The organism is Halomonas koreensis (assembly GCF_031451675.1).
Classification (GTDB): Bacteria; Pseudomonadota; Gammaproteobacteria; order Pseudomonadales; family Halomonadaceae; genus Halomonas; species Halomonas koreensis.
On the sequence record NZ_JARWAK010000002.1, the window covers coordinates 340,412 to 359,557 of the forward strand.

Annotated in this window: 18 protein-coding genes and 4 tRNA genes; 11 read left to right on the forward strand and 11 right to left on the reverse strand. The window is 69.9% G+C overall.

All coding sequences use genetic code 11. From position 1 onward, the window contains the following. Window positions 1-6: 6 nt before the first annotated feature. The 5 genes from tig to QC818_RS03770 all read right to left on the reverse strand — a co-directional run bounded on the left by tig (window position 7) and on the right by QC818_RS03770 (window position 2,081). Window positions 7-1,371, reverse strand: coding sequence for a trigger factor (gene tig / locus QC818_RS03750; protein WP_309651506.1), 1,365 nt, complete (start codon window positions 1,369-1,371; stop codon window positions 7-9). A gap of 268 nt (window positions 1,372-1,639) precedes the next feature. Next, window positions 1,640-1,714 (reverse strand) — tRNA-His (locus tag QC818_RS03755). Window positions 1,715-1,736: 22 nt separating this feature from the next. Continuing rightward, window positions 1,737-1,811, reverse strand: a tRNA-His gene (locus tag QC818_RS03760). A 48-nt stretch (window positions 1,812-1,859) separates the two neighbouring features. Then, window positions 1,860-1,936 (reverse strand) — tRNA-Arg (locus QC818_RS03765). A 68-nt stretch (window positions 1,937-2,004) separates the two neighbouring features. After that, window positions 2,005-2,081, reverse strand: a tRNA-Pro gene (locus QC818_RS03770). Window positions 2,082-2,515: 434 nt separating this feature from the next. On the opposite strand from QC818_RS03770, the gene folD reads away from it, so the two are divergent. The 4 genes from folD to QC818_RS03790 all read left to right on the forward strand — a co-directional run bounded on the left by folD (window position 2,516) and on the right by QC818_RS03790 (window position 5,728). Next, the gene (folD, locus tag QC818_RS03775) at window positions 2,516-3,376 is read left to right on the forward strand and encodes a bifunctional methylenetetrahydrofolate dehydrogenase/methenyltetrahydrofolate cyclohydrolase FolD (RefSeq protein ID WP_309651507.1); all 861 of its coding nucleotides are present in this window, start codon (window positions 2,516-2,518) and stop codon (window positions 3,374-3,376) included. 182 nt (window positions 3,377-3,558) lie between these two features. Continuing rightward, a complete protein-coding gene (locus tag QC818_RS03780) occupies window positions 3,559-4,032 on the forward strand; it encodes an S-ribosylhomocysteine lyase (protein ID WP_309651508.1) in 474 nt (157 codons plus the stop codon). A gap of 40 nt (window positions 4,033-4,072) precedes the next feature. After that, entirely contained in the window at window positions 4,073-4,804 is a 732-nt protein-coding gene (mtnN, locus tag QC818_RS03785; protein WP_309651509.1) for a 5'-methylthioadenosine/S-adenosylhomocysteine nucleosidase, read from the forward strand. A 3-nt stretch (window positions 4,805-4,807) separates the two neighbouring features. Then, the gene (locus QC818_RS03790; protein WP_309651510.1) at window positions 4,808-5,728 is read left to right on the forward strand and encodes an alpha/beta hydrolase; all 921 of its coding nucleotides are present in this window, start codon (window positions 4,808-4,810) and stop codon (window positions 5,726-5,728) included. A 740-nt stretch (window positions 5,729-6,468) separates the two neighbouring features. Here QC818_RS03790 and pyrC read toward each other — a convergent pair. Continuing rightward, window positions 6,469-7,506: a dihydroorotase gene (pyrC, locus tag QC818_RS03795; protein ID WP_309651511.1), complete on the reverse strand. Its 1,038-nt coding sequence runs from the start codon at window positions 7,504-7,506 to the stop codon at window positions 6,469-6,471. 141 nt (window positions 7,507-7,647) lie between these two features. Between pyrC and QC818_RS03800 the strand changes: the two genes are divergently transcribed. Further along, entirely contained in the window at window positions 7,648-8,085 is a 438-nt protein-coding gene (locus tag QC818_RS03800; RefSeq protein WP_309651512.1) for a hypothetical protein, read from the forward strand. 16 nt (window positions 8,086-8,101) lie between these two features. On the opposite strand, the gene QC818_RS03805 is transcribed toward QC818_RS03800, so the two are convergent. Further along, complete coding sequence (locus QC818_RS03805) at window positions 8,102-9,343, reverse strand: NAD(P)/FAD-dependent oxidoreductase (RefSeq protein ID WP_309651513.1); 1,242 nt, start codon at window positions 9,341-9,343, stop codon at window positions 8,102-8,104. A 1,117-nt stretch (window positions 9,344-10,460) separates the two neighbouring features. Beyond that, window positions 10,461-10,913: a tellurite resistance TerB family protein gene (locus QC818_RS03810; protein ID WP_309651514.1), complete on the reverse strand. Its 453-nt coding sequence runs from the start codon at window positions 10,911-10,913 to the stop codon at window positions 10,461-10,463. 100 nt (window positions 10,914-11,013) lie between these two features. Here QC818_RS03810 and QC818_RS03815 point away from each other — a divergent pair, with 100 nt between their 5' ends. Continuing rightward, on the forward strand, window positions 11,014-11,391 hold the full coding sequence (locus tag QC818_RS03815; RefSeq protein WP_445351947.1) for a DUF3592 domain-containing protein: 378 nt from the start codon (window positions 11,014-11,016) through the stop codon (window positions 11,389-11,391). 20 nt (window positions 11,392-11,411) lie between these two features. Continuing rightward, window positions 11,412-12,521, forward strand: a complete 1,110-nt coding sequence (locus QC818_RS03820) for an aminotransferase class I/II-fold pyridoxal phosphate-dependent enzyme (protein ID WP_309651516.1) — start codon at window positions 11,412-11,414, stop codon at window positions 12,519-12,521. 19 nt (window positions 12,522-12,540) lie between these two features. Here the strand turns inward: QC818_RS03820 and QC818_RS03825 are convergent, their stop codons facing one another. Next, window positions 12,541-13,887 (reverse strand): UDP-glucose dehydrogenase family protein, encoded by a 1,347-nt coding sequence (locus tag QC818_RS03825; protein ID WP_309651517.1) that lies wholly within the window; start codon window positions 13,885-13,887, stop codon window positions 12,541-12,543. Between the two features lie 132 nt (window positions 13,888-14,019). Between QC818_RS03825 and QC818_RS03830 the strand changes: the two genes are divergently transcribed. Further along, on the forward strand, window positions 14,020-14,367 hold the full coding sequence (locus tag QC818_RS03830) for a four helix bundle protein (protein WP_309651518.1): 348 nt from the start codon (window positions 14,020-14,022) through the stop codon (window positions 14,365-14,367). Window positions 14,368-14,406: 39 nt separating this feature from the next. Here QC818_RS03830 and QC818_RS03835 read toward each other — a convergent pair whose 3' ends face one another. Continuing rightward, entirely contained in the window at window positions 14,407-15,393 is a 987-nt protein-coding gene (locus tag QC818_RS03835) for an NAD-dependent epimerase (RefSeq protein ID WP_309651519.1), read from the reverse strand. A gap of 181 nt (window positions 15,394-15,574) precedes the next feature. Between QC818_RS03835 and QC818_RS03840 the strand changes: the two genes are divergently transcribed. Genes QC818_RS03840 through QC818_RS03850 form a run of 3 tightly spaced genes read left to right on the forward strand, consistent with a single transcriptional unit; the run spans window position 15,575 to window position 18,517 of the window. Then, window positions 15,575-16,657 carry a glycosyltransferase gene (locus QC818_RS03840; RefSeq protein ID WP_309651520.1) on the forward strand — a complete coding sequence of 361 codons (1,083 nt, stop codon included), beginning with the start codon at window positions 15,575-15,577 and terminating at the stop codon, window positions 16,655-16,657. 1 nt (window position 16,658) lies between these two features. Then, window positions 16,659-17,372 (forward strand): lipopolysaccharide kinase InaA family protein, encoded by a 714-nt coding sequence (locus tag QC818_RS03845; RefSeq protein ID WP_309651521.1) that lies wholly within the window; start codon window positions 16,659-16,661, stop codon window positions 17,370-17,372. Window positions 17,373-17,431: 59 nt separating this feature from the next. Beyond that, on the forward strand, window positions 17,432-18,517 hold the full coding sequence (locus tag QC818_RS03850; RefSeq protein ID WP_309651522.1) for a glycosyltransferase: 1,086 nt from the start codon (window positions 17,432-17,434) through the stop codon (window positions 18,515-18,517). A 27-nt stretch (window positions 18,518-18,544) separates the two neighbouring features. On the opposite strand, the gene QC818_RS03855 is transcribed toward QC818_RS03850, so the two are convergent. Beyond that, on the reverse strand, window positions 18,545-19,108 hold the full coding sequence (locus QC818_RS03855; RefSeq protein ID WP_309651523.1) for a serine acetyltransferase: 564 nt from the start codon (window positions 19,106-19,108) through the stop codon (window positions 18,545-18,547). Between the last annotated feature and the right edge of the window lie 38 nt (window positions 19,109-19,146).

Consider the following 19,146-nt stretch of genomic DNA (forward strand, 5'->3'; position numbering starts at 1 on the left):
TGACCGTCAGGCCTTCTCCTCGCCCTCGGCCTCGTCGGCTTCGGCGTCGTCCTCGGCGTCACCGCCCTGCTGCTGGGCCGCGGCCAGGGCGTCCTGATAGCTCATCGGGACGTCCTTGACGTTGGCCTGGCCAAGCAGGACCTCGACGGCCTTCTCTTCCAGGACGGCCGACTTGACCTGCCCCTTCATCTGCTCGTTGCCCATGTAGTACTCGACCACCTGCTGGGGCTCCTGGTACTGCTGGGCCAGTTCCTCGACCTTGGCCTTGATCTCGTCGTCGGAGGCGTCGAGTTCGTTGACCTTGATCACCTCGGCCAGCAGCAGGCCGATCTGCACGCGGCTCTTGGCCTGCTCGGCGAACAGCTCGTTGGGCAGCTGGCTGACGTCGAAGTCCTCGCCCAGGCCGAACTGCTGCGCGGCCTGGCGCTTGAGGCCGTCAGTCTCCTGCTGGATCAGGGCCTGCGGCACCGGGATGTCGTTGGCCTGCTTCAGGGCGTCGAGGACCTGCTGCTTGACGCGGTTCTCGATGGCCTGGTCGGCCTCGCGCTTCATGTTCTTGGTGATCTCGTCGCGGAACTTGGCCAGGTCGCCGTCCTCGACGCCGAACTTCTCGGCGAAGGCCGCGTCGATCTCGGGCAGGGCCTGCGCCTTGACGGCGTTGACCTTGACCTTGAAGGTCGCTTCCTGGCCGGCCAGCTGCTCGGCCTGGTAGTCCTCGGGGAAGGTGACCTTGAGTTCCTTGTCCTCGCCGGCCTTGGCGCCGATCAGCTGCTCCTCGAAGCCGGGGATGAAGCTGCCGGAACCGATCACCAGGTCGTGGCCCTCGGCGCTGCCGCCCTCGAAGGGCTCGTCGCCCAGGTAGCCCTGGAAGTCGATGTTGACCTGGTCGCCATCCTCGGCGGCGCGCTCCACCTCTTCCCAGGCGGCGTTCTGCTTGCGCAGGGTCTCGATCATCTCGTCGACGTCGGCGTCGGCGAGCTCGACCACCGGACGCTCGACCTCGGTGCCCTCGATGGAGGCCAGTTCGATCTCCGGATAGATCTCCAGGGTGGCGGTGAACTCGAGATCCTTGCCGGCCTCGTTGACCTGGGCCTCGATCTCGGGATAGCCGGCCGGGTTGAGGTTCTCCTCGGTGATGGCCTTGACGTAGCGCTCGCGCATCACCTCGCCGACCACCTCGTCACGCACGCCACGGCCGTAGCGCTGACGAATCACCGACATCGGCACCTTGCCCTTGCGGAAGCCGTCCAGACGCACGTTCTTGGCGGCATCCTTGAGACGGGAGGCGACGGCCTCGTCGATTTCGGCGGCCGGCACCTGCACCTTGATGCGGCGTTCGATCTGGGAGGTCGTATCGACGGAAACTTGCATGAATTGTCCTCTACCGACTGGGGGCGTTCTGTGGAGAAAAGCGTAAAACGTTCAAAGGAAAGAATTCTATGAATCCCTTTCCGCAGTGGCAAGCGCCATGGGCCAATAGATGGGGACGCTTACCCGGTTCGACAAGGGCATCGCGCAGATTATCCCCGACAACGGGGGCCAGCGGACCGGACACGCGAAAACCCGCCGCATCGCAGGCGCCGGATGACCGGAGGCGATGGCAGGAGAGCGAGCGAAAGATAATCATGAGGGGAGGCAATGGGGTGGATGATGGGGATCGAACCCACGACCACCGGAGCCACAATCCGGGGCTCTACCACTGAGCTACATCCACCACTGCCTGAAGCGCGTCGAAATGGGGTGGATGATGGGGATCGAACCCACGACCACCGGAGCCACAATCCGGGGCTCTACCACTGAGCTACATCCACCATCTCGACTCTGCTCGACCGGCGAGACCGCCGCGACGCCACCCGGGGTGGCACGCCCAGCAGGACTCGAACCTGCAACCTACGGCTTAGAAGGCCGTTGCTCTATCCGGTTGAGCTATGGGCGCATGATACGTTCCCGAGCGCCTGCCCGCAAGCCATGAATGAAAAATCTTTCAATTCAATCAACGGCTTGTGGTCGGGGTGGAGGGATTTGAACCCCCGACATCCTGCTCCCAAAGCAGGCGCGCTACCAGGCTGCGCTACACCCCGCCGGCTCTTGCACGGCCCTGACGTCGCCGCAGGGGCCCCGTCAAGCGAGGCGTATTCTACGTGACTCTCCGCCTTCGTCAAGCCAGGGCCCACCGATCAGCGGCTTATCGCATGCCCTTCGCCCTTCGCCCCTCGCCCTTCGCCCTTCGCCCTTCGCCCCTCACACCTCACACCTCACACCTCGCCCCTCGCCCCTCGCCCTTCGCCCTTCGCCCTTCGCCCTTCGCCCTTCGCCCTTCGCCCTTCGCCCTTCGCCCTTCGCCCTTCGCCCTTCGCCCTTCGCCCTTCGCCCTTCGCCCCTCGCCCTTCGCCCTTCGCCCCTCGCCCTTCGCCCCTCGCCCCTCGCCCCTCGCACCCCACCTCCCTTTGCCTGGGGCCCCCGGCATGCGAAAATCGCGCCTTCTTTCACCATCTGACCACCAGAGGGAAGTTCGATGACCGCCCAACTGATCGATGGCAAGTCCATTGCCGCCCGAGTCCGCCAGCAGGTCGCACGCCAGGTGCAGGCACGCCGCGAGGCCGGCGGGCGGGTGCCCGGGCTTGCCGTCGTGCTGGTGGGCGAGGACCCGGCCTCGGCGGTCTATGTGCGCAACAAGCACCGCGCCTGCGAGGAGGCCGGCATCCAGTCGATCAAGCACCAGCTGCCCGCCGACACCTCCCAGGAGGCACTCGAGGCGCTGGTCGACGAGCTCAATGCCGACCCGACCGTCGACGGCATCCTGGTGCAGCTGCCGCTGCCCGACCACCTGGACCCGCGCCCCATCCTCGAGCGCATCCTGCCGCACAAGGACGTGGACGGCTTCCACCCCTACAACCTCGGCCGCCTGGCCCAGCGCCTGCCGCTGCTGCGCCCCTGCACCCCCAAGGGCGTGATCACCCTGCTGCAGGACAGCGGGCTTGCGATCCGCGGCCTGGACGCCACCGTGGTCGGCGCCTCCAACATCGTCGGCCGCCCCATGGCCCTCGAGCTGATGCTGGCCGGCTGCACCACCACCGTCTGCCACCGCTTCACCCGCAACCTCGAGGAGCACGTGCGCCGCGCCGAGCTGCTGGTGGTCGCGGTGGGCCGCCCCGGCCTGGTCAAGGGCGAGTGGGTGCGCGACGACGCCATCGTCATCGACGTGGGCATCAACCGCCAGGAGGACGGCCGCCTGGTGGGCGACGTCGAGTTCGAGCCCGCGGCGGCCCGAGCCAGCCACATCACCCCGGTGCCCGGCGGCGTGGGCCCCATGACCGTCGCCTCGCTGCTCGAGAACACCCTGCTGGCCGCCGAGATGCACGACGGGATGGAGTGAAGAGGTGCGAGGGGCGAGAGGAAAGGAGTAAGGGGTGAGGTGCAAGGGATAAGGGGGCGAGACACGCCCTTCGCAGGCGCTCAGCTTACCGAGCGCTTGGCGCCGACCGGCGCCCCGTGCACCCATAGCCCCACTCCGGTAGAATGCGCCCCTGACCTACCACCGACTCGCGAGGTCCGTCGATGAGCGACAGGATGAACGTCGAAAGCTTCAACCTGGACCACACCAAGGTGAAGGCTCCCTATGTGCGTCTGGCCGACATCAAGACGGGCGAGCACGGCGACCGCATCCACAAGTACGACATGCGCATCTGCCAGCCCAACCAGGACCACATGGACATGCCGGGGCTGCACTCCCTGGAGCACCTGATGGCCGAGCTGTCGCGCAACCACTCCGACAAGCTCGTCGACATCAGCCCCATGGGCTGCCAGACCGGCTTCTACATCGCCCTGCTCAACCATGACGACTACCAGGGCGTGCTCGAGCTGGTCGAGGGCACCCTGAAGGACGTGCTGGAGGCCACCGAGGTCCCCGCCTGCAACGAGATGCAGTGCGGCTGGGCCGCCAGCCACAGCCTGGAAGGCGCCCAGCGGATCGCCCGGGGCTTCCTGGCCAAGCGCGACGAGTGGCACCAGGTCTTCGGCGCAGACGCCTGACCCTCCCTCTGACTACCTCACTCCGCGGAGATCCGGATAGATGAAACGCATCGGCATCATCGGCGCCATGGCCCAGGAAGTCGCCCGGCTGGCGGCCATGCTCGAGGATCGGGAGACCCACACCCGGGTGGGCTCCACCTTCCACACCGGCCGCCTCCACGGCGTCGAGGTGGTGATCCTGCAGTCGGGCATCGGCAAGGTGAACGCCGCCATCGGCACCACCCTGCTGCTGGACACCTACCGGCCCGAGGCGATCATCAACACCGGCTCCGCGGGCGGCTTCGGCGAGGGCCTGTCGGTCGGCGACGTGGTGGTCTCCAGCGAGGTGCGCCACCACGACGTGGATGCCGTGGTGTTCGGCTACGAGCACGGCCAGGTGCCGCAGATGCCGGCGGCCTACCTCCCCGACGAGCGCCTGGTGCGCACGGCCCGCGAGTGCGTCGAGTCGATGAACGAGGTCCGGGTGACCGAGGGCCTGATCGCCACCGGCGACGTCTTCATGGCCTGCCCGGAACTGGTCGCCAAGACGCGCTCGCGCTTCCCGACCATGCTGGCCGCCGAGATGGAGGCCGCCGCCATCGCCCAGACCTGCCACCTCTACGGCTGCCCCTTCGTGGTGATCCGCGCGCTCTCCGACATCGCCGGCGGCGACGACAACCACCTCTCCTTCGAGGCATTCCTGGACCAGGCCGCCGACCACTCCACGCGCATGGTCACCGCCATGGTGGCGCGCCTGGGCGAGCCGGTCACCGCCGACGCCGCCGAGGGCTGAACCATGCCGACCCGCCGCCTGCTGGGACTGGCGCTCTGCCTGTCCCTGCTGGTCGGCGGCTGCGCCAGCCATCGCAGCACCGACGGCCGCCCCGCCCTGGCCGATGACGGCCCGCGACACGTCGAGGCGGCCCCCTTCCGGCGCCTGTCGCCGCGCCCCTACACCCCGCCGGACTGGCCCGAGGCGCTGGAGGCTCGCGTCTACCTGCCCGAGACGCCCGGCACCGCGCGGCGGCCCGCGGCCCTGCTCGTCCACGGCGGCGGCTGGCAAGGACGCGGCCCGGAGGACATGGCCGCCATCGCCGAACGCCTGGTGCGCCGGGGCTACGTGGTCGCCAACGTCGCCTATCGTTTCGCCCCCGAGCATCGCTTCCCGGCCCAGCTTCACGACCTGCAGGCCGCCATGGCCTGGCTGCACGAGCGCGCCGACGCCTGGCGCATCGATACCGGCCGCATCGTCGGCGTCGGCTACTCCAGCGGCGCCCACCTGGTCAGCCTGCTGGCCACCCAGGGCCCGGAATCGCCGCTGGATCGCCCCCACGGCGGCGACACCGCGCGCCTGGCGGCGGTGGTCGCCGGCGGCCTGCCCAGCGACCTGCTGAAATTCGACGACGGCCGGCTGGTGGTGGCCTTCATCGGCGGCACCCGCGCCGAGAAGCCCGAGGCCTATGCCCTGGCCTCCCCGGCCCGCCAGGTGTCGCCCGACACCCCGCCCCACTTCCTCTTCCACGGCGCGTCGGACGCCCTGGTGCCGGTGGACCACGCCACCGACATGTATGCCCGGCTGGCGGCGGCCGGCGTCCCCGCGGAGCTCTACCTGCAGCGGCTGCGCGGCCACCTCACCGCCTTCCTGACCCGCGACGACGCCCTCGAGGCCGCCCTGGCCTTCCTCGACGAGCACCTGGCCATCCGGCCGAGGTGGTAGGAACACACTCGTTGCGCGATCGGGGTTTCGCCAGCCCCCGGAGGCCGAACCAGGCGCCTGACGGCGCCAGGGTGGTAGGAGCGCAACTTGTTGCGCGATCGGGGTTTCACCAAGCCCCGGGGGCCGAACCGGGCGCCTGGCGGCGCCAGGGTGGTAGGAGCGCAACTTGTTGCGCGATGGGATCCGCCCCGCGGCACGAACCGCCCCGCGGCACGAACCGCCCCGGGCAAAACCAGGCGCCTGACGGCGCCATTCGCGCAGCGAAGCTGCGCTCCTACAGCGATCGGGGTTTCGCCAGGCCCGGGGGCTAAACCGGGCGCCTGACGGCGCCGGGGTGGTAGGAGCGCAACTTGTTGCGCGATGGGATCCGCCCCGCGGCACGAACCGCCCCGGGCAAAACCGGGCGCCTGACGGCGCCATTCGCGCAGCGAAGCTGCGCTCCTACAGCGATCGGGGTTTCGCCAAGCCCCGGGGGCTAAACCGGGCGCCTGGCGGCGCCAGGGTGGTAGGAGCGCAACTTGTTGCGCGATGGGATCCGCCCCGCGGCACGAACCGCCCCGGGCAAAACCGGGCGCCTGACGGCGCCAGGGTGGTAGGAGCGCAACTTGTTGCGCGATGGGATCCGCCCCGCGGCACGAACCGCCCCGGGCAAAACCGGGCGCCTGACGGCGCCATTCGCGCAGCAAAGCTGCGCTCCTACAAGGCGTGCCGCCCGGTGTCGGGGCGGCAGGGCCGCCACCTTACACCTCGAGCTTCCAGTCCAGCCTCTCGCCGGCCTGGAGCGGCACGATGCGCTGGCCATCCTGGTAGGGCAGGCTCTCGGGCAGGGTCCAGGGCTCGCGGACCAGGGTGACGGTGTCGGCGTTGCGCGGCAGGCCGTAGAAATCCGGGCCGAAGTGGCTGGCGAAGCCTTCCAGGCGCTCCAGGGCGCCGGCCTGCTCGAAGGCCGTGGCGTAGAGCTCGAGCGCCGCGGGCGCGGTGTAGGCGCCGGCGCAGCCGCAGGCGCTCTCCTTGTCGCCCTGGGCATGGGGCGCGCTGTCGGTGCCCAGGAAGAACTTGCCGCTGCCCGAAGTCGCGGCCTCGAGCAGCGCCTGGCGATGGCGCTCGCGCTTGAGGATCGGCAGGCAGTAGTAGTGGGGCTTGATGCCGCCCACCAGCATGCGGTTGCGGTTGAACAGCAGGTGGTGCGCGGTGATGGTGGCGCCGACATTGGCCGGCGCCTGGGCCACGAAGGCGGCGGCATCGGCGGTGGTGATGTGCTCGAAGACCACCCTGAGGTCCGGGTGACGCTCGAGCAGCGGCTTCATGACCCGCTCGATGAACACCGCCTCGCGATCGAAGATGTCGATCTCGGCGTCGGTGACCTCGCCGTGGACCAGCAGCGGCATGCCGAGCCGGGCCATGGCGGCGATCGCCGCGTCGCAGTTCGCCAGATCGGTGACGCCGGAGTCGGAATTGGTGGTCGCGCCGGCCGGGTAGAGCTTGACCGCCTGCACCCGGCCCGAGGCGTGGGCCCGCTCGATCTCCTCGGCGGGGGTGCGATCGGTGAGATAGAGGGTCATCAGCGGCTCGAAGGCGAGCCCCTCGGGCACCGCCGCCAGGATCCGCTCGCGATAGGCCAGCGCCTGCTCGGTGGTGGTCACCGGCGGCTTGAGGTTGGGCATGATGATGGCGCGGCCCATCTGGCGGGCGCTGGCGGGCACCACGGCGGGCAGCGCGGCACCGTCGCGCAGGTGGAGGTGCCAGTCATCGGGGCGGGTCAGGGTCATCGAGTTCACGGCGGGTCCTGTCTCGGCGGTGGGTTCGCGATCGGCCCAGTATACCGCATGGCCGCCGGCGGCTCAGCGCCCGGGCGAAACCCCTTCACGGCGCGCCAAATTGCCGTATCATCGCAGCCGGGAATCCACCATGAGGACGACATGCCGAAGGTACGCTACTACGCCGACCTCGTCGCCATCCTGGCCGGCCTGATGTGGCTGCTGGTCTACTGGTCGGTGAGCTACTCGGTGTATATCGACAACATCGAGCCCACCCTGGCGGCCCTGCTGGTGGCGGGCAGCCTGATCCTGATCAGCCTGGTCCACCGGCCCATCCGGGTGCTGCTCAGCCGCTACCACGTGCGCAAGCGCCGCACCGAGATGTGGATGCACATCCTCGCCCTGCCCCTGGGGCTGGCCTTCCTGCTGGCCATCGTCATCGAGCACCTGGTCACCCCACTGAACGGCACCCAGAAGATGCTGCTGTTCAACGTGCTGGCCACCGCCGGCTGGCTGGTGTTCATCATCACCCTGGCGGTCAAGCTGCTGTTCCACCTGCTGACCGAGAAGCGCCGCCAGCGTCAGCGGGCGCCGCGCTGACGGCGCCCTCCCCGCCTCAGAAGCGATCGACCCGGAAGGGGCGCATGTCGATCTCCGGCGTCTCGCCGGCCATTATCTGCGCCAGCAGGCGCCCGGTGGCCGGCCCCAGGGTGAAGCCCTGGTGGCCGTGGCCGAAGGCGCACCACAGCCCCTCGCGGCCCGGCACCGGCCCGATCACCGGCTTCATGTCCGGGGTGCAGGGACGCGCGCCCTTCCACGGCTCGGCATCGAGCCGCTCGCCCAGCGGGTAGAGCTCGCGGGCCCGAGCCTCGGCGGCGCCGAGCTGGGCGAGATGCGGCGGCGCCTCCAGCCGCTCGAGCTCGGCGCCGGTGGTCAGCCGGATCCCCGCCCGCATCGGCGCCAGCAGGTAGCCCACCTCCTCGTCCATGACCCAGTGGTTGAGCCGCGCCTGGCCGGCGCTGGCGTAGTGCATGTGATAGCCGCGCTTGACGAACAGCGGCACCGACAGCCCGAGCCGCGCCAGCCAGTCCCGGGACCAGGGCCCCAGCGCCATGACCAGGTCGTCGGCGCGGCGCTCGCCGGCCTCGGTGACGACCCGCCAGCCGCCCTCGACCGGCGCGGCATCCCGGACCTCGGCCTGCTCGAGGCGGCCGCCCTCGGCCTCGAAGGCTCGGGCATAGGCCTCGACCAGCCCGCCGGGATCGGCCACCGTCCAGGGGTCCAGCCAGTGGATGGCGCCGGCCAGCCCCGGGGACAGGTCGGGCTCCAGGGCGGCGAGCGCCTCGGCGTCGAGCGCCGCGAAGCGCACCCCGAAGCGCCGCTCGTTCTCCCGGGCCTCCTCCAGGCGCGCCGACATCGCCGCCTCGCTGCGATAGACCTCGAGCCAGCCGTCGCGGCGCACCAGATGCTCGGCGCCGGCGGCCTCGATCATCGGCGCGTGGGCCTCCAGGCACAGCCCGATCAGCGAGGCATATTCCGGCACGATATCGCGATAGCGGCCCGGCGCCGACTCCCGCCAGTAGCGCCACAGCGGCCCCGCCGCCCGCAGCATGCCCCCGGGGCGATAGCGGATATCCACCTGGCGATTGGGCAGCACCCGCAGCAGGGTGCTCAGGTCGCGGGGGAAGGCATAGGGGCGCACCGCCTCGCGCTGGATGATGCCGGCATTGCCGAAGGACGTCTCGCGACCCGGCGCCCGCCGATCCACCAGGGTCACCGAATGCCCCTGGCGAACCAGGTGCCAGGCCACCGAGACCCCGACCATGCCCGCTCCCAGGACGATGATTTGCCGCGCCATGCTGCCTCTCCCTTGCCGAGTTGCCAGGCCCGCCTCGCGAGCCGCGAGCCCACATTCTAACAGCGAAAAGCGCCGCCAGGCGCCCGCCCCCTGCCCCGTGTGGATGGACCTCCCCCGATCACCGTAGGAGCGCAGCTTCGCTGCGCGAAAGGCGCCGCAGGCGCCCCATTCATGCCCCGTGGATGGGCCACCCCCCATCACCGTAGGAGCGCAGCTCCGCTGCGCGAAAGGTGCCGCCAGGCGCCCCATTCATGCCTCGAGATTGGGCTTGGCCATCGCTGTAGGAGCGCAGCTCCGCTGCGCGAAAGGCGCCGCCAGGCGCCCGGCCTCTGCCCCACGTGGCTGGGCCACCCCGATCACCGTAGGAGCGCAGCTTCGCTGCGCGAAAGGTGCCGCCAGGCGCCCCATTCATGCCCCGAGATTGGGCTTGGCCATCGCTGTAGGAGCGCAGCTGCGCTGCGCGAAAGGCGCCGCCAGGCGCCCTGGTTCCGCCCCGTGATCGGGGCTGGCCCCATCGCGTAGGAGCGCAGCTCCGCTGCGCGAAAGGCGCCACAGGCGCCCTGGTTCCGCCCCGTGATCGGGCCTGGCCCCGTCGCGTAGGAGCGCAGCTCCGCTGCGCGAAAGGCGCCGCCAGGCGCCCTGGTTCCGCCCCGTGATCGGGCCTGGCCCCGTCGCGTAGGAGCGCAGCTTCGCTGCGCGAAAGGCGCCGCCAGGCGCCCGGTTTAGCCCCCGGGCCTGGCGAAACCGTGATCGCGCAACAAGTTGCGCTCCTACAACCCAGGTGCCGCCAGGCGCCCCATTCATGCCCCGAGATTGGGCTTGGCCATCGCTGTAGGAGCGCAGCTGCGCTGCGCGAAAGGCGCCGCCAGGCGCCCCATTCATGCCCCGAGATTGGGCTTGCCACCGCGATCGGGCTTGCCATCGCGCAACAAGTTGCGCTCCTACAACCCTGGCGCCGCCAGGCGCCCCATTCATGCCTCGAGATAGGGCTTGGCCATCGCTGTAGGAGCGCAGCTCCGCTGCGCGAAAGGCGCCGCCAGGCGCCCCATTCATGCCCCGAGATCGGGCTTGGCCATCGCTGTAGGAGCGCAGCTTCGCTGCGCGAAAGGCGCCCCGATCAGCCCTCGCCTTCCACCTCGATCCGTGCCCTGACGAAATCGCCGTGGCGCACGTGCAGCAGCTCCGCCAGGCGGCGGATGCGGTGCTCCTCCAGGGGATCCTTGTGGCCGTCGACCAGCGCCAGCGACCACATCGCCCGCACCAGTTCGACCCGCGCCGGGTAGGCGCAGGCGTCGCGCACCCGGCGCAGGAAACGATGATGGTCCACCGCGGCCTCGGTCTCCCGGCAGGCCTGGCGCACCAGCGCCGACGCCTCGGCCTCGGGCAGCGAGAAGCGCGCCGCCAGGATCTCGCCCAGCCGCGCCAGCTCCGCCTCCTCGAGCCGATAGTCGGCGCGGATCACCTCGCACAGCAGCACCGCGACGGCCAGCGCCAGGCTGGGCTCGGCCTTTTCAGGGGCCCGGTCAGGCGCCATCATGTCCTGAAAGATTCGCTGCAGGGACTGGATCATGGGAACTCCCGAAACGGTTGACTGGCTTCCGCTCGCCGCCGCCCTGGCCTGCGGGGCCGGCGCGGCGATTGCGGGCCGGAGCGTCTGGCGACGACGGGCCGTGAACGCCTGGCCCGAGGCCCGCGCCCGGGTCGAGCGCACCGAAGTGGAGGTGGTGGACGACACGCACCGACGGGCGGACCGCGACGACCATCCGCGCCGCTACCTGGCCCGGGTGCACCTCGCCTTCGAGGTCGCGGGGAAGACGTATCGCTCCGACAACGGCCGCTTCGACGGCGTTCCCGCCTTCGCCAGCCGCGAGGCCGCCGAGGCCCACCTGGCGGCCACCCCGCCCGGCGCGTCGCTGGTCATCCGCCACGACCCCGCTGACCCGACGCTGACCCAGGTCGGCGAGCGGCGCCTGCCCACCTCGCGCCTGGGCCTGGCCGCCTTTCTCACCCTCGTCGGCGCCGCCGCCCTGTGGCGGGCGCTGGCCTGACGACAGCCCACGGAGACCGCATGCCCCGCTTCGCCGATCACCTCTACGCCCCCGGCCCGGACAACCCCTTTCCCGGCATCAAGGTGCTGGAGCGCCGCCTGGCGCGGCCGATTCCCCACCGCCTGGGCTCCAACGAGGGCCTGGACATGCCCCACAGCGCCCTGCGTCGCCACTTCGGCGACGCCATGGTCGAGCACGTCTACGGCTACGGCGACGCCGAGGCGCTGGGCATCCGCCGGCGGATCGCCGATCAGCAGGGCATCCCGCTGGAGGCGCTGCTGGTGGACGCCGGCGCCGACAGCCTGCTGGCCCTGACCCTGCGGGCGGTGGCCACGCCGGGCGTCGCCGTGGTGGCCTCCGCTGGCACCTACCCCACCTTCGGCTACTTCGCCCGCGGCCAGGGCTGCCGGCTGGTGGAGGTCGACTACGATCAGCGCCCCGGGCGCCTGGCGCCGGACCTGGCGGCCCTGGCCCGCCGCGCAAATGAGGAAGACGCCCGGCTGGTCTACCTGGCCAACCCCGACAATCCCAGCGGCCACCTCCACGACGACGACGCCATCCGCCGGCTGCGCGAGGCGCTGCCGGCGGATTGCTGGCTGCTGCTGGACGAGGCCTACCACGACTTCCGGCCGGACGCCGATGCGCCCTTCGCCGCCGAGGTGCTGCCCGGGGTGATTCGCTGCCGCACCCTGTCCAAGGCCCATGGCCTGGCCGGGCTGCGGGTGGGCTACGCCATCGCCGAGCCCGAGACCCTGGCGATGCTGATGAAGGTCCGCATCCACTACGCGGTCGCCACCCTGTCCCAGGCCGCCGCCGAGGTGGTGCTCGACCACCCCGAGGAGACCCGGGCGCATATCGCGGCGGTGGTGGAACGGCGGGAACGGCTGGCCGAGCGCCTGCGCGCGCTGGGCGGCGAGGTGCTGCCCAGCGCCACCAACTTCGTCGCCGTGCGGCTGGACGACGCCGAACGCGCCGCCAAGGTACACCGCAGCCTGCTGGAGGACGGCAAGCTGGTCGCCCGCCCCGGGCACCCGGCCCTGGGCCGCCTGTTGCGCATCACCGCCGTGGAGGACGCCCTGGCGCCGGGGCGGCTGGACGCCCTGGAGGCCGCCCTGGGCGAGGCGGGCTGAGCGCGCCGGCGGCCTCGCCTCAGCGCTCGGCCGGACGCAGGGAGTCGCCCCGGCCGACCGCGTAGTACAGCAGCCCCGCGGCCCGGGCGGTTTCGGGCTCGAAGAGGTTGCGGCCGTCCACCACCACCGGCAGCGTCAGCCGCGACTTGAGCCAGGCGAAGTCCACGCTGCGGAAGGCCTTCCACTCGGTGCAGATCACCAGCGCATCGGCGCCCTCCACCGCCTGGACGCGATCCTCGACCAGCGCCAGGTCCTCGCGCTCGCCGTAGAGGCGGCGGCACTCGTCCATGGCCTCCGGATCGTAGGCCTGGACCCGGGCCCCGGCGGCCCACAGCGCCTCCATCAGGGTGCGGCTGGGGGCATCGCGCATGTCGTCGGTGTTGGGCTTGAAGGCCAGGCCCCAGAGCGCGATGGTGCGCCCGGCCAGGTCGCCGTCGAAGGCTCGCGACAGCTTGGCGAACAGGGTCTGCTTCTGGCGCCGGTTGACGGCCTCCACGGCCCCCAGCAGCTCGGCCTCATAATCGACCTCGCCGGCGGTGCGCGCCAGGGCCTGGACGTCCTTGGGGAAGCAGGAGCCGCCATAGCCGCAGCCCGGGTAGATGAACTGGTAGCCGATGCGCGGATCCGAGCCGATGCCCCGGCGCACCTGCTCCACGTCCGCCCCCAGCCGCTCGGCCAGGTTGGCGATCTCGTTCATGAAGCTGATCTTGGTGGCCAGCATGGCGTTGGCGGCGTACTTGGTCAGCTCCGCCGCCCGCACGTCCATGAACATCAGCTTGTCATGGAGGCGAATGTAGGGCGCGTAGCACTCGCGCATCAGGGTCTTCACCCGCTCGGACTCGGTGCCGACGATGATGCGGGCGCCGTGGGTGAAGTCCTCGATGGCCGCGCCTTCCTTGAGGAACTCCGGGTTCGAGCAGACCTCGAAGTCGATCGCCGCGCCGCGCTCGGCCAGGGCGCCGGCCACCGCGGCCTTGACCCGGTCCGCGGTGCCCACCGGCACGGTGGACTTGTCGACGACCACCTTCTCCTCGGTCATGTGCCGGCCGATGGTCTCGGCCACCGCCAGCACGTACTGCAGGTCCGCGCTGCCGTCCTCGTCCGGGGGCGTGCCCACGGCGATGAACTGCAGCACGCCGAAATCCACCGCAGCAGCCGGGTCGGTGGTGAAGCGCAGCCGGCCCTCGGCCACGTTGGCCTTGACCATCTCCTCGAGTCCCGGCTCATAGATCGGAATCTCGCCGGCCTCCAGGCGGGCGATCTTGTCGGCGTCCACATCCATGCACATGACGTCGTGGCCGACATCGGCCAGGCAGGTGCCGGTGACCAGGCCCACATAGCCGGTGCCGAAGATGGTGATTTTCATGCAAGTTCCTTGTGAGGTTCGAGGTTCGAGGTTCGAGGTTCGAGGTTCGAGGTTCGAGGTTCGCCGGGGACGATGCCAAGTCATTGGCTATGCTGGCAAGCGAGCATTATACAAGGGACCGAGGGACTCACTATGCGATTCGAGGATCTGGAAGTCTGGAAGCGCGCGGCACGCCTGAGCGTGCACATCTACCAGGACTTCCAGGCATCCAGGGACTTCGGCTTCAGGGATCAGATTACCCGGTCATCGCTTTCCATCGCCAGCAACATTGCCGAAGGGTACGAGCGGATCGGCGAGAAGGACCGGGTGCGTTTTCTCAACTACGCCAAGGGCTCCTGCGGCGAGCTACGCACCCAGATCTACATCGGCATGCAGATCGGATACATCGAGCCGCAAACGGGAAACCGGTGGGTGGAGGAAACCCACGCACTCTCCCGAATGCTGTATGGCCTAATGAATCACTTTCGCCACCGCAAATAGATCCTCGCCCCTCGAACCTCGTCCCTCGCCCCTCGTTCCTTACACCCCATAAAACCCGCGATACCAGTCCACGAACCGCCGCACGCCTTCCTCCACGCCGACCCGCGGCCGATAGCCGGTGGCGGCGAACAGGGCCTCGGTGTCGGCCCAGGTGCGCGGCACGTCGCCCGGCTGCATGGGCTGGAAGTCGCAGATGGCCTGGCGGCCGGTGGCGGCCTCCACGGCCCGCACGAAGTCCATCAGCGCCACGGGGCTGCCGTGGCCGATGTTGTAGAGGGCATAGGGTGCACCGCCGGCCGCCTCGTCCGTGCCCCTTCCCGGCACCACGTCCAGGATGCGCACGATGCCCTCGACGATATCGTCGATGTAGGTGAAGTCCCGGGACATCTCGCCGTGGTTGTAGATCTCGATGGGCTCGCCGGCCAGCACCGCGCGGGCGAACTTGAACATCGCCATGTCCGGCCGCCCCCAGGGCCCGTAGACCGTGAAGAAGCGCAGGCCGGTGGTCGGCAGCTCGTAGAGGTGCGCGTAGGTGTGGGCCATCAGCTCGTTGGCCTTCTTGGTGGCGGCATACAGGCTGATGGGATGATCGACGTTGTCGTCGGTGGCGAAGGGCACCTTGTCGTTGGCGCCGTAGACCGAGCTCGAGGAGGCATAGACCAGGTGCTCGACGCGCTGGTGTCGGCAGCCCTCCAGGACGTTGAGGTGCGCGATCAGGTTGGCGTCGGCATAGGCATGCGGGTTCTCGAGGGAGTAGCGCACGCCCGGCTGGGCCGCCAGGTGGACGACCCGGTCGAAGCCTTCCTCCGCGAAGAGCCGGGCCGTGGCCTCCCGGTCGGCGAGGTCGAGGCGCCGGAAGCGCACGTCCGGGCAGTCGCCCAGGTCGTCGAGTCGTGCCTGCTTGAGGGCGACGTCGTAGTAGGCGTTGAGATTGTCGACGCCGAGGATCTCGTGGCCCCGGCCGGACAGGCGGCGAGCCACGGCATGGCCGATGAAGCCCGCCATGCCGGTAATCAGCAGTTTCATTGCAGCGCGTTCTCCCTCTCGCAGGTAAGGCCGGCCATGACCGCCGGCCGCTGTGCAGCGGGCGATTATACCCCAGGCGGCAGGCATCGGCAGGGCCGGGCGGCGCGCGCCAACTCGTGGTAGGATGCGCGGCTCGACGACCGCCCGACACGCCTGCGCCTGTCAGTTACTGGAGCCCTGCATGAGCCAAGCGACCTCGCCCACCAAGCGCTTCGCCTTCGTCATCGAGGACCTCTACGGCGGCGGCGCCCAGAAGTCGCTGCTCTACACCGCCGACCAGCTTCGCCAGCGCGGCCATGCGGTCAGGGTCTTCACCCTGCGCGAGCGGGTCGAGCACCGCCTGCCCGACGGCCTCGAGATCGACAACCTCGCCGTGGTCACCCGTTTCACCAAGGCCACCAGCACGGTGCTCACCGAGAAGTGGCAGGCCTCGCGCATCGCCCGCGCCCTGGCGTCCTGGGGCCCCGACGTGGTGATCTCCTGCTCCTGCGACAAGATCACCCGCCACCTGGACCTGCCCGAGCTGTACTTCTGGGTGAAGTCCGACGTCTCGGCCAAGTTCAGCGACCCCGCCAAGCGCGAGCGGGCCTTCGACAAGGTGCGCCGCTTCTATCGCCACCGCCGGGTCATCGCCGTCTCCCAGGGCGTCAAGGAGAACCTGGAGCGGGTGGTCGGGCTGGACGCCGAGCGCATCGTGCCCATCTACAATCCCTACGAGCGCGAGCCCTTCACCGCCATGGCCGAGGAACCCGCCGAGCTTCCGGACGGCGACTACTTGCTGTGCGTCGCGGCCATCGAGCCGCGCAAGCGCCACGACCGCCTGCTGCGGGCCTATGCCCAGAGCGGCGTGAGCACGCCGCTGGCGATCATGGGCAAGGGCAAGCCCGAGCACGAGGCCGCGGTGCGCGAGCAGATCGAGGCCCTGGGGCTCGAGGACCGGGTGCTGTGGCTGGGCTATCACCACAACCCCTACCCCTTCATCCGCGGCGCCAAGGCGCTGGTGCTCGCCTCGGATGCCGAGGGCCTGCCCCGGGTGCTGATCGAGGCGTTGCTGCTGCACACGCCGGTCGTCAGCGTCGACTGCCCCAGCGGCCCCCGCGAGATCCTGACCCAGGAGCTGGCCGACTTCCTGGTCGCCCCCGACGACGAAAAGGGCCTGGCCGACGCGCTCGCGCGCATGGACCAGGCCCCGGTGACCATCGAGCCGCGCCATTACCGGCAGTTCCTCAAGGAGACGGTGCTGCCCCAGTTCGAGGCGCTCTAGGATGCAGCTGCTCGACATTCCCTTCGACGACCGGCGCCGGCGCTATCTGGTGTTCCACGCCGACGGCCTGCCGACGCGGCTGCGCCTGGCCAGCACCTCGACCACCGCCTCCTTCGAGGCCGTGGGCAGCAGCCGCTTCTACCTCTCCGCGGACGAGCGCATCCTGGCCAAGGTGGTGCCCGACAAGTTCGATCGCCGGCGCGCCCCGCTCGCCTGGGCCTGCCGCGACTACCTGGAGAAGCGCTGGCTGCTGCAGTCGGACGCCCGCAAGGAATTCCTGAGCCTGCGCATCCTCCGGGGCGCCGGCCTCGCCACCCCCCGCTGCCACGGCTGGGGCGTCTCGCTGAATCCCGGCAACTGCAACGCCTCGCTGCTGCTGGTGGAGCACCTGGCCGATGCCCGGCCGGGCGGCGAGGTATTCGACGCCCTGGACGAAGGCGGACGGCGGCGCTTCCTGGAACGCTTCTGCGCGGAGGTCGCGCGGCTGGCACACGCCGGCTATGTGCACCGCGACCTGCACTACAACAACCTGTTGATCGACGCCGGCGGCCGCATCCTCTGGATCGATGCCCATGTCAGGCGCCTGCCGCGGCGCCGGCAAGCATGCTGGCCCGCCATCCGCGGCGCCTTGACGGCCAACAAGCTGAGAGGCGAGGCATACCGCGACTTCGCGGAACGGCGCATGCACCGGCTCTGGCACGCCCCTCCCGCTTAGGCGCCACACACGGCGCCGCCCGCTTCTTCTCGATTCACCTCACCGGAACACACGCGCATATGGCCCACGCCCTCTTCCTCATCGACCAGCTCGCCAGCGGCGGCGCTCCCCGCTCGGTGCTCAAGGTGACACGCGCACTACTGGCAAGCGGCGTCCGCGTCACCCTGATTTCGCTCTCCGAGCGCACGGGGCTATCGGTGCCCGATGGGGCCCAGCTGCACGTGGTGCCCTTCACGCCCCGGGGGCGCTGGCAGAAGCTGCGCCGCTACCGCCTGCATGCCGAACGTCTGGACGCCTTCCTCGACGGTCGCCAGGAGCGCTTCGACCTGGTGGTCTCGAACCTCCATCAGGCTCATCAGGTGGTCCGACGCTCGCGACTGGCCGACCGAGCCTGGCTATGCATCCGCTCCGATCCCTGGCAGGAGCTGCTGTCCAACAAGGCCGGATGGCGACGCCTGGTGAAGAAGGCCAAGGTCAGGCGGCTCTATGACGACAAGCGGGTCATCGCCCTGTCACGCACCAACCTGGCATCGCTCGCCAGGATCGGCAGTCGCCCATGTCGCGCGGAGGTCATCCCCAATGTGCTGGACGTGACGCGGGTTCGCGAGCTGATGCGAGACGAGATCGCGGAGCCATGGCTGCGAGACGCGCCCTTCTGCGTCTACGTGGGGCGTCTCAACATGCGCCAGAAACGGCTGGATCGCCTGTTGAAGGCCTTCCAGGCCAGCGAGGTGACGCAGCGACTGGTCCTGATCGGCGACGGCGACCACGCGGCCGTGGAGCGGGAAATCGAGGCCCTGGGCCTGCAGGAAAGCGTGATCAAGCTGGGGCCACGCGACAACCCCTACCCGTACATGCACCGGGCCAGCGCCCTGCTGCTGGCCTCCGACTACGAGGGCCTGCCCAACGTGCTCCTCGAGGCGCTGGCCTGCGGCACTCCCGTCGTGAGTACCGACTGCCTGTCGGGGCCCCGCGACATCCTGACCGGCCGGCTGGCGCAGGGCCTGGTCCCCCTGGACGATATCGACGGTTTCGCCCGCGCCATCCGCTCGAGCATCGAGGCGCCCCCCGCGATACCCTCTGAGGCGGTGGAGGCCTATACGCCCGAGGCCGTGGCCGCCCGTTATCGGGCCCTGATGGAATAGCCTCGGCCGCCGTGACGAAGCGCAGGCTCAGGTTCGGACGGAACCGAGCCGATCACCGGGCCCGACCCGGCGAATCGCCCTGGCCGGAATGCCCGCCACCACCACATCATCGCCGAAGGGCTTGGTGACCACGGCATTGGCACCGACGATCACCCGATCGCCGACCCGACCTTCCCCCACGAACTTGGCGCCCGGATAGACGGTCACGTCATCGCCGATGCGCGGCATCAAGCCATCGTGGTCGCGAGGGGCGGCCCCGAGCGAGACCTGCTGGTACAACTGGCAACGCTTTCCGATGCGCAGGCCCTTGCCGATCACGATCGATGTCGGGTGGGGCAGTCGCAGGCCTCGGCCGATGGCCGAGGTCGGCTCCGCGTAGAGCCCGAAGCGCATCGCCAACCGTACCAGCTGACGCTGAGCCAGGTAGCGACATCGGTAATGCGTCAGCAACTGGGCCAGGCGCAGGCGCAGCACGGCCTGGCGGCCGAGGTTGGTGGACCACAGGGCCTTGAGCAGACGAAGGCCGAACAAGGAAGGCTTCCCGCCCAGCACCTCTTGGTCGAGGCAATCGCGAAACTGGCTAAACGTCATTCCATCACCTGCGGTATTAGTGCATGCGCCTCGTTCAG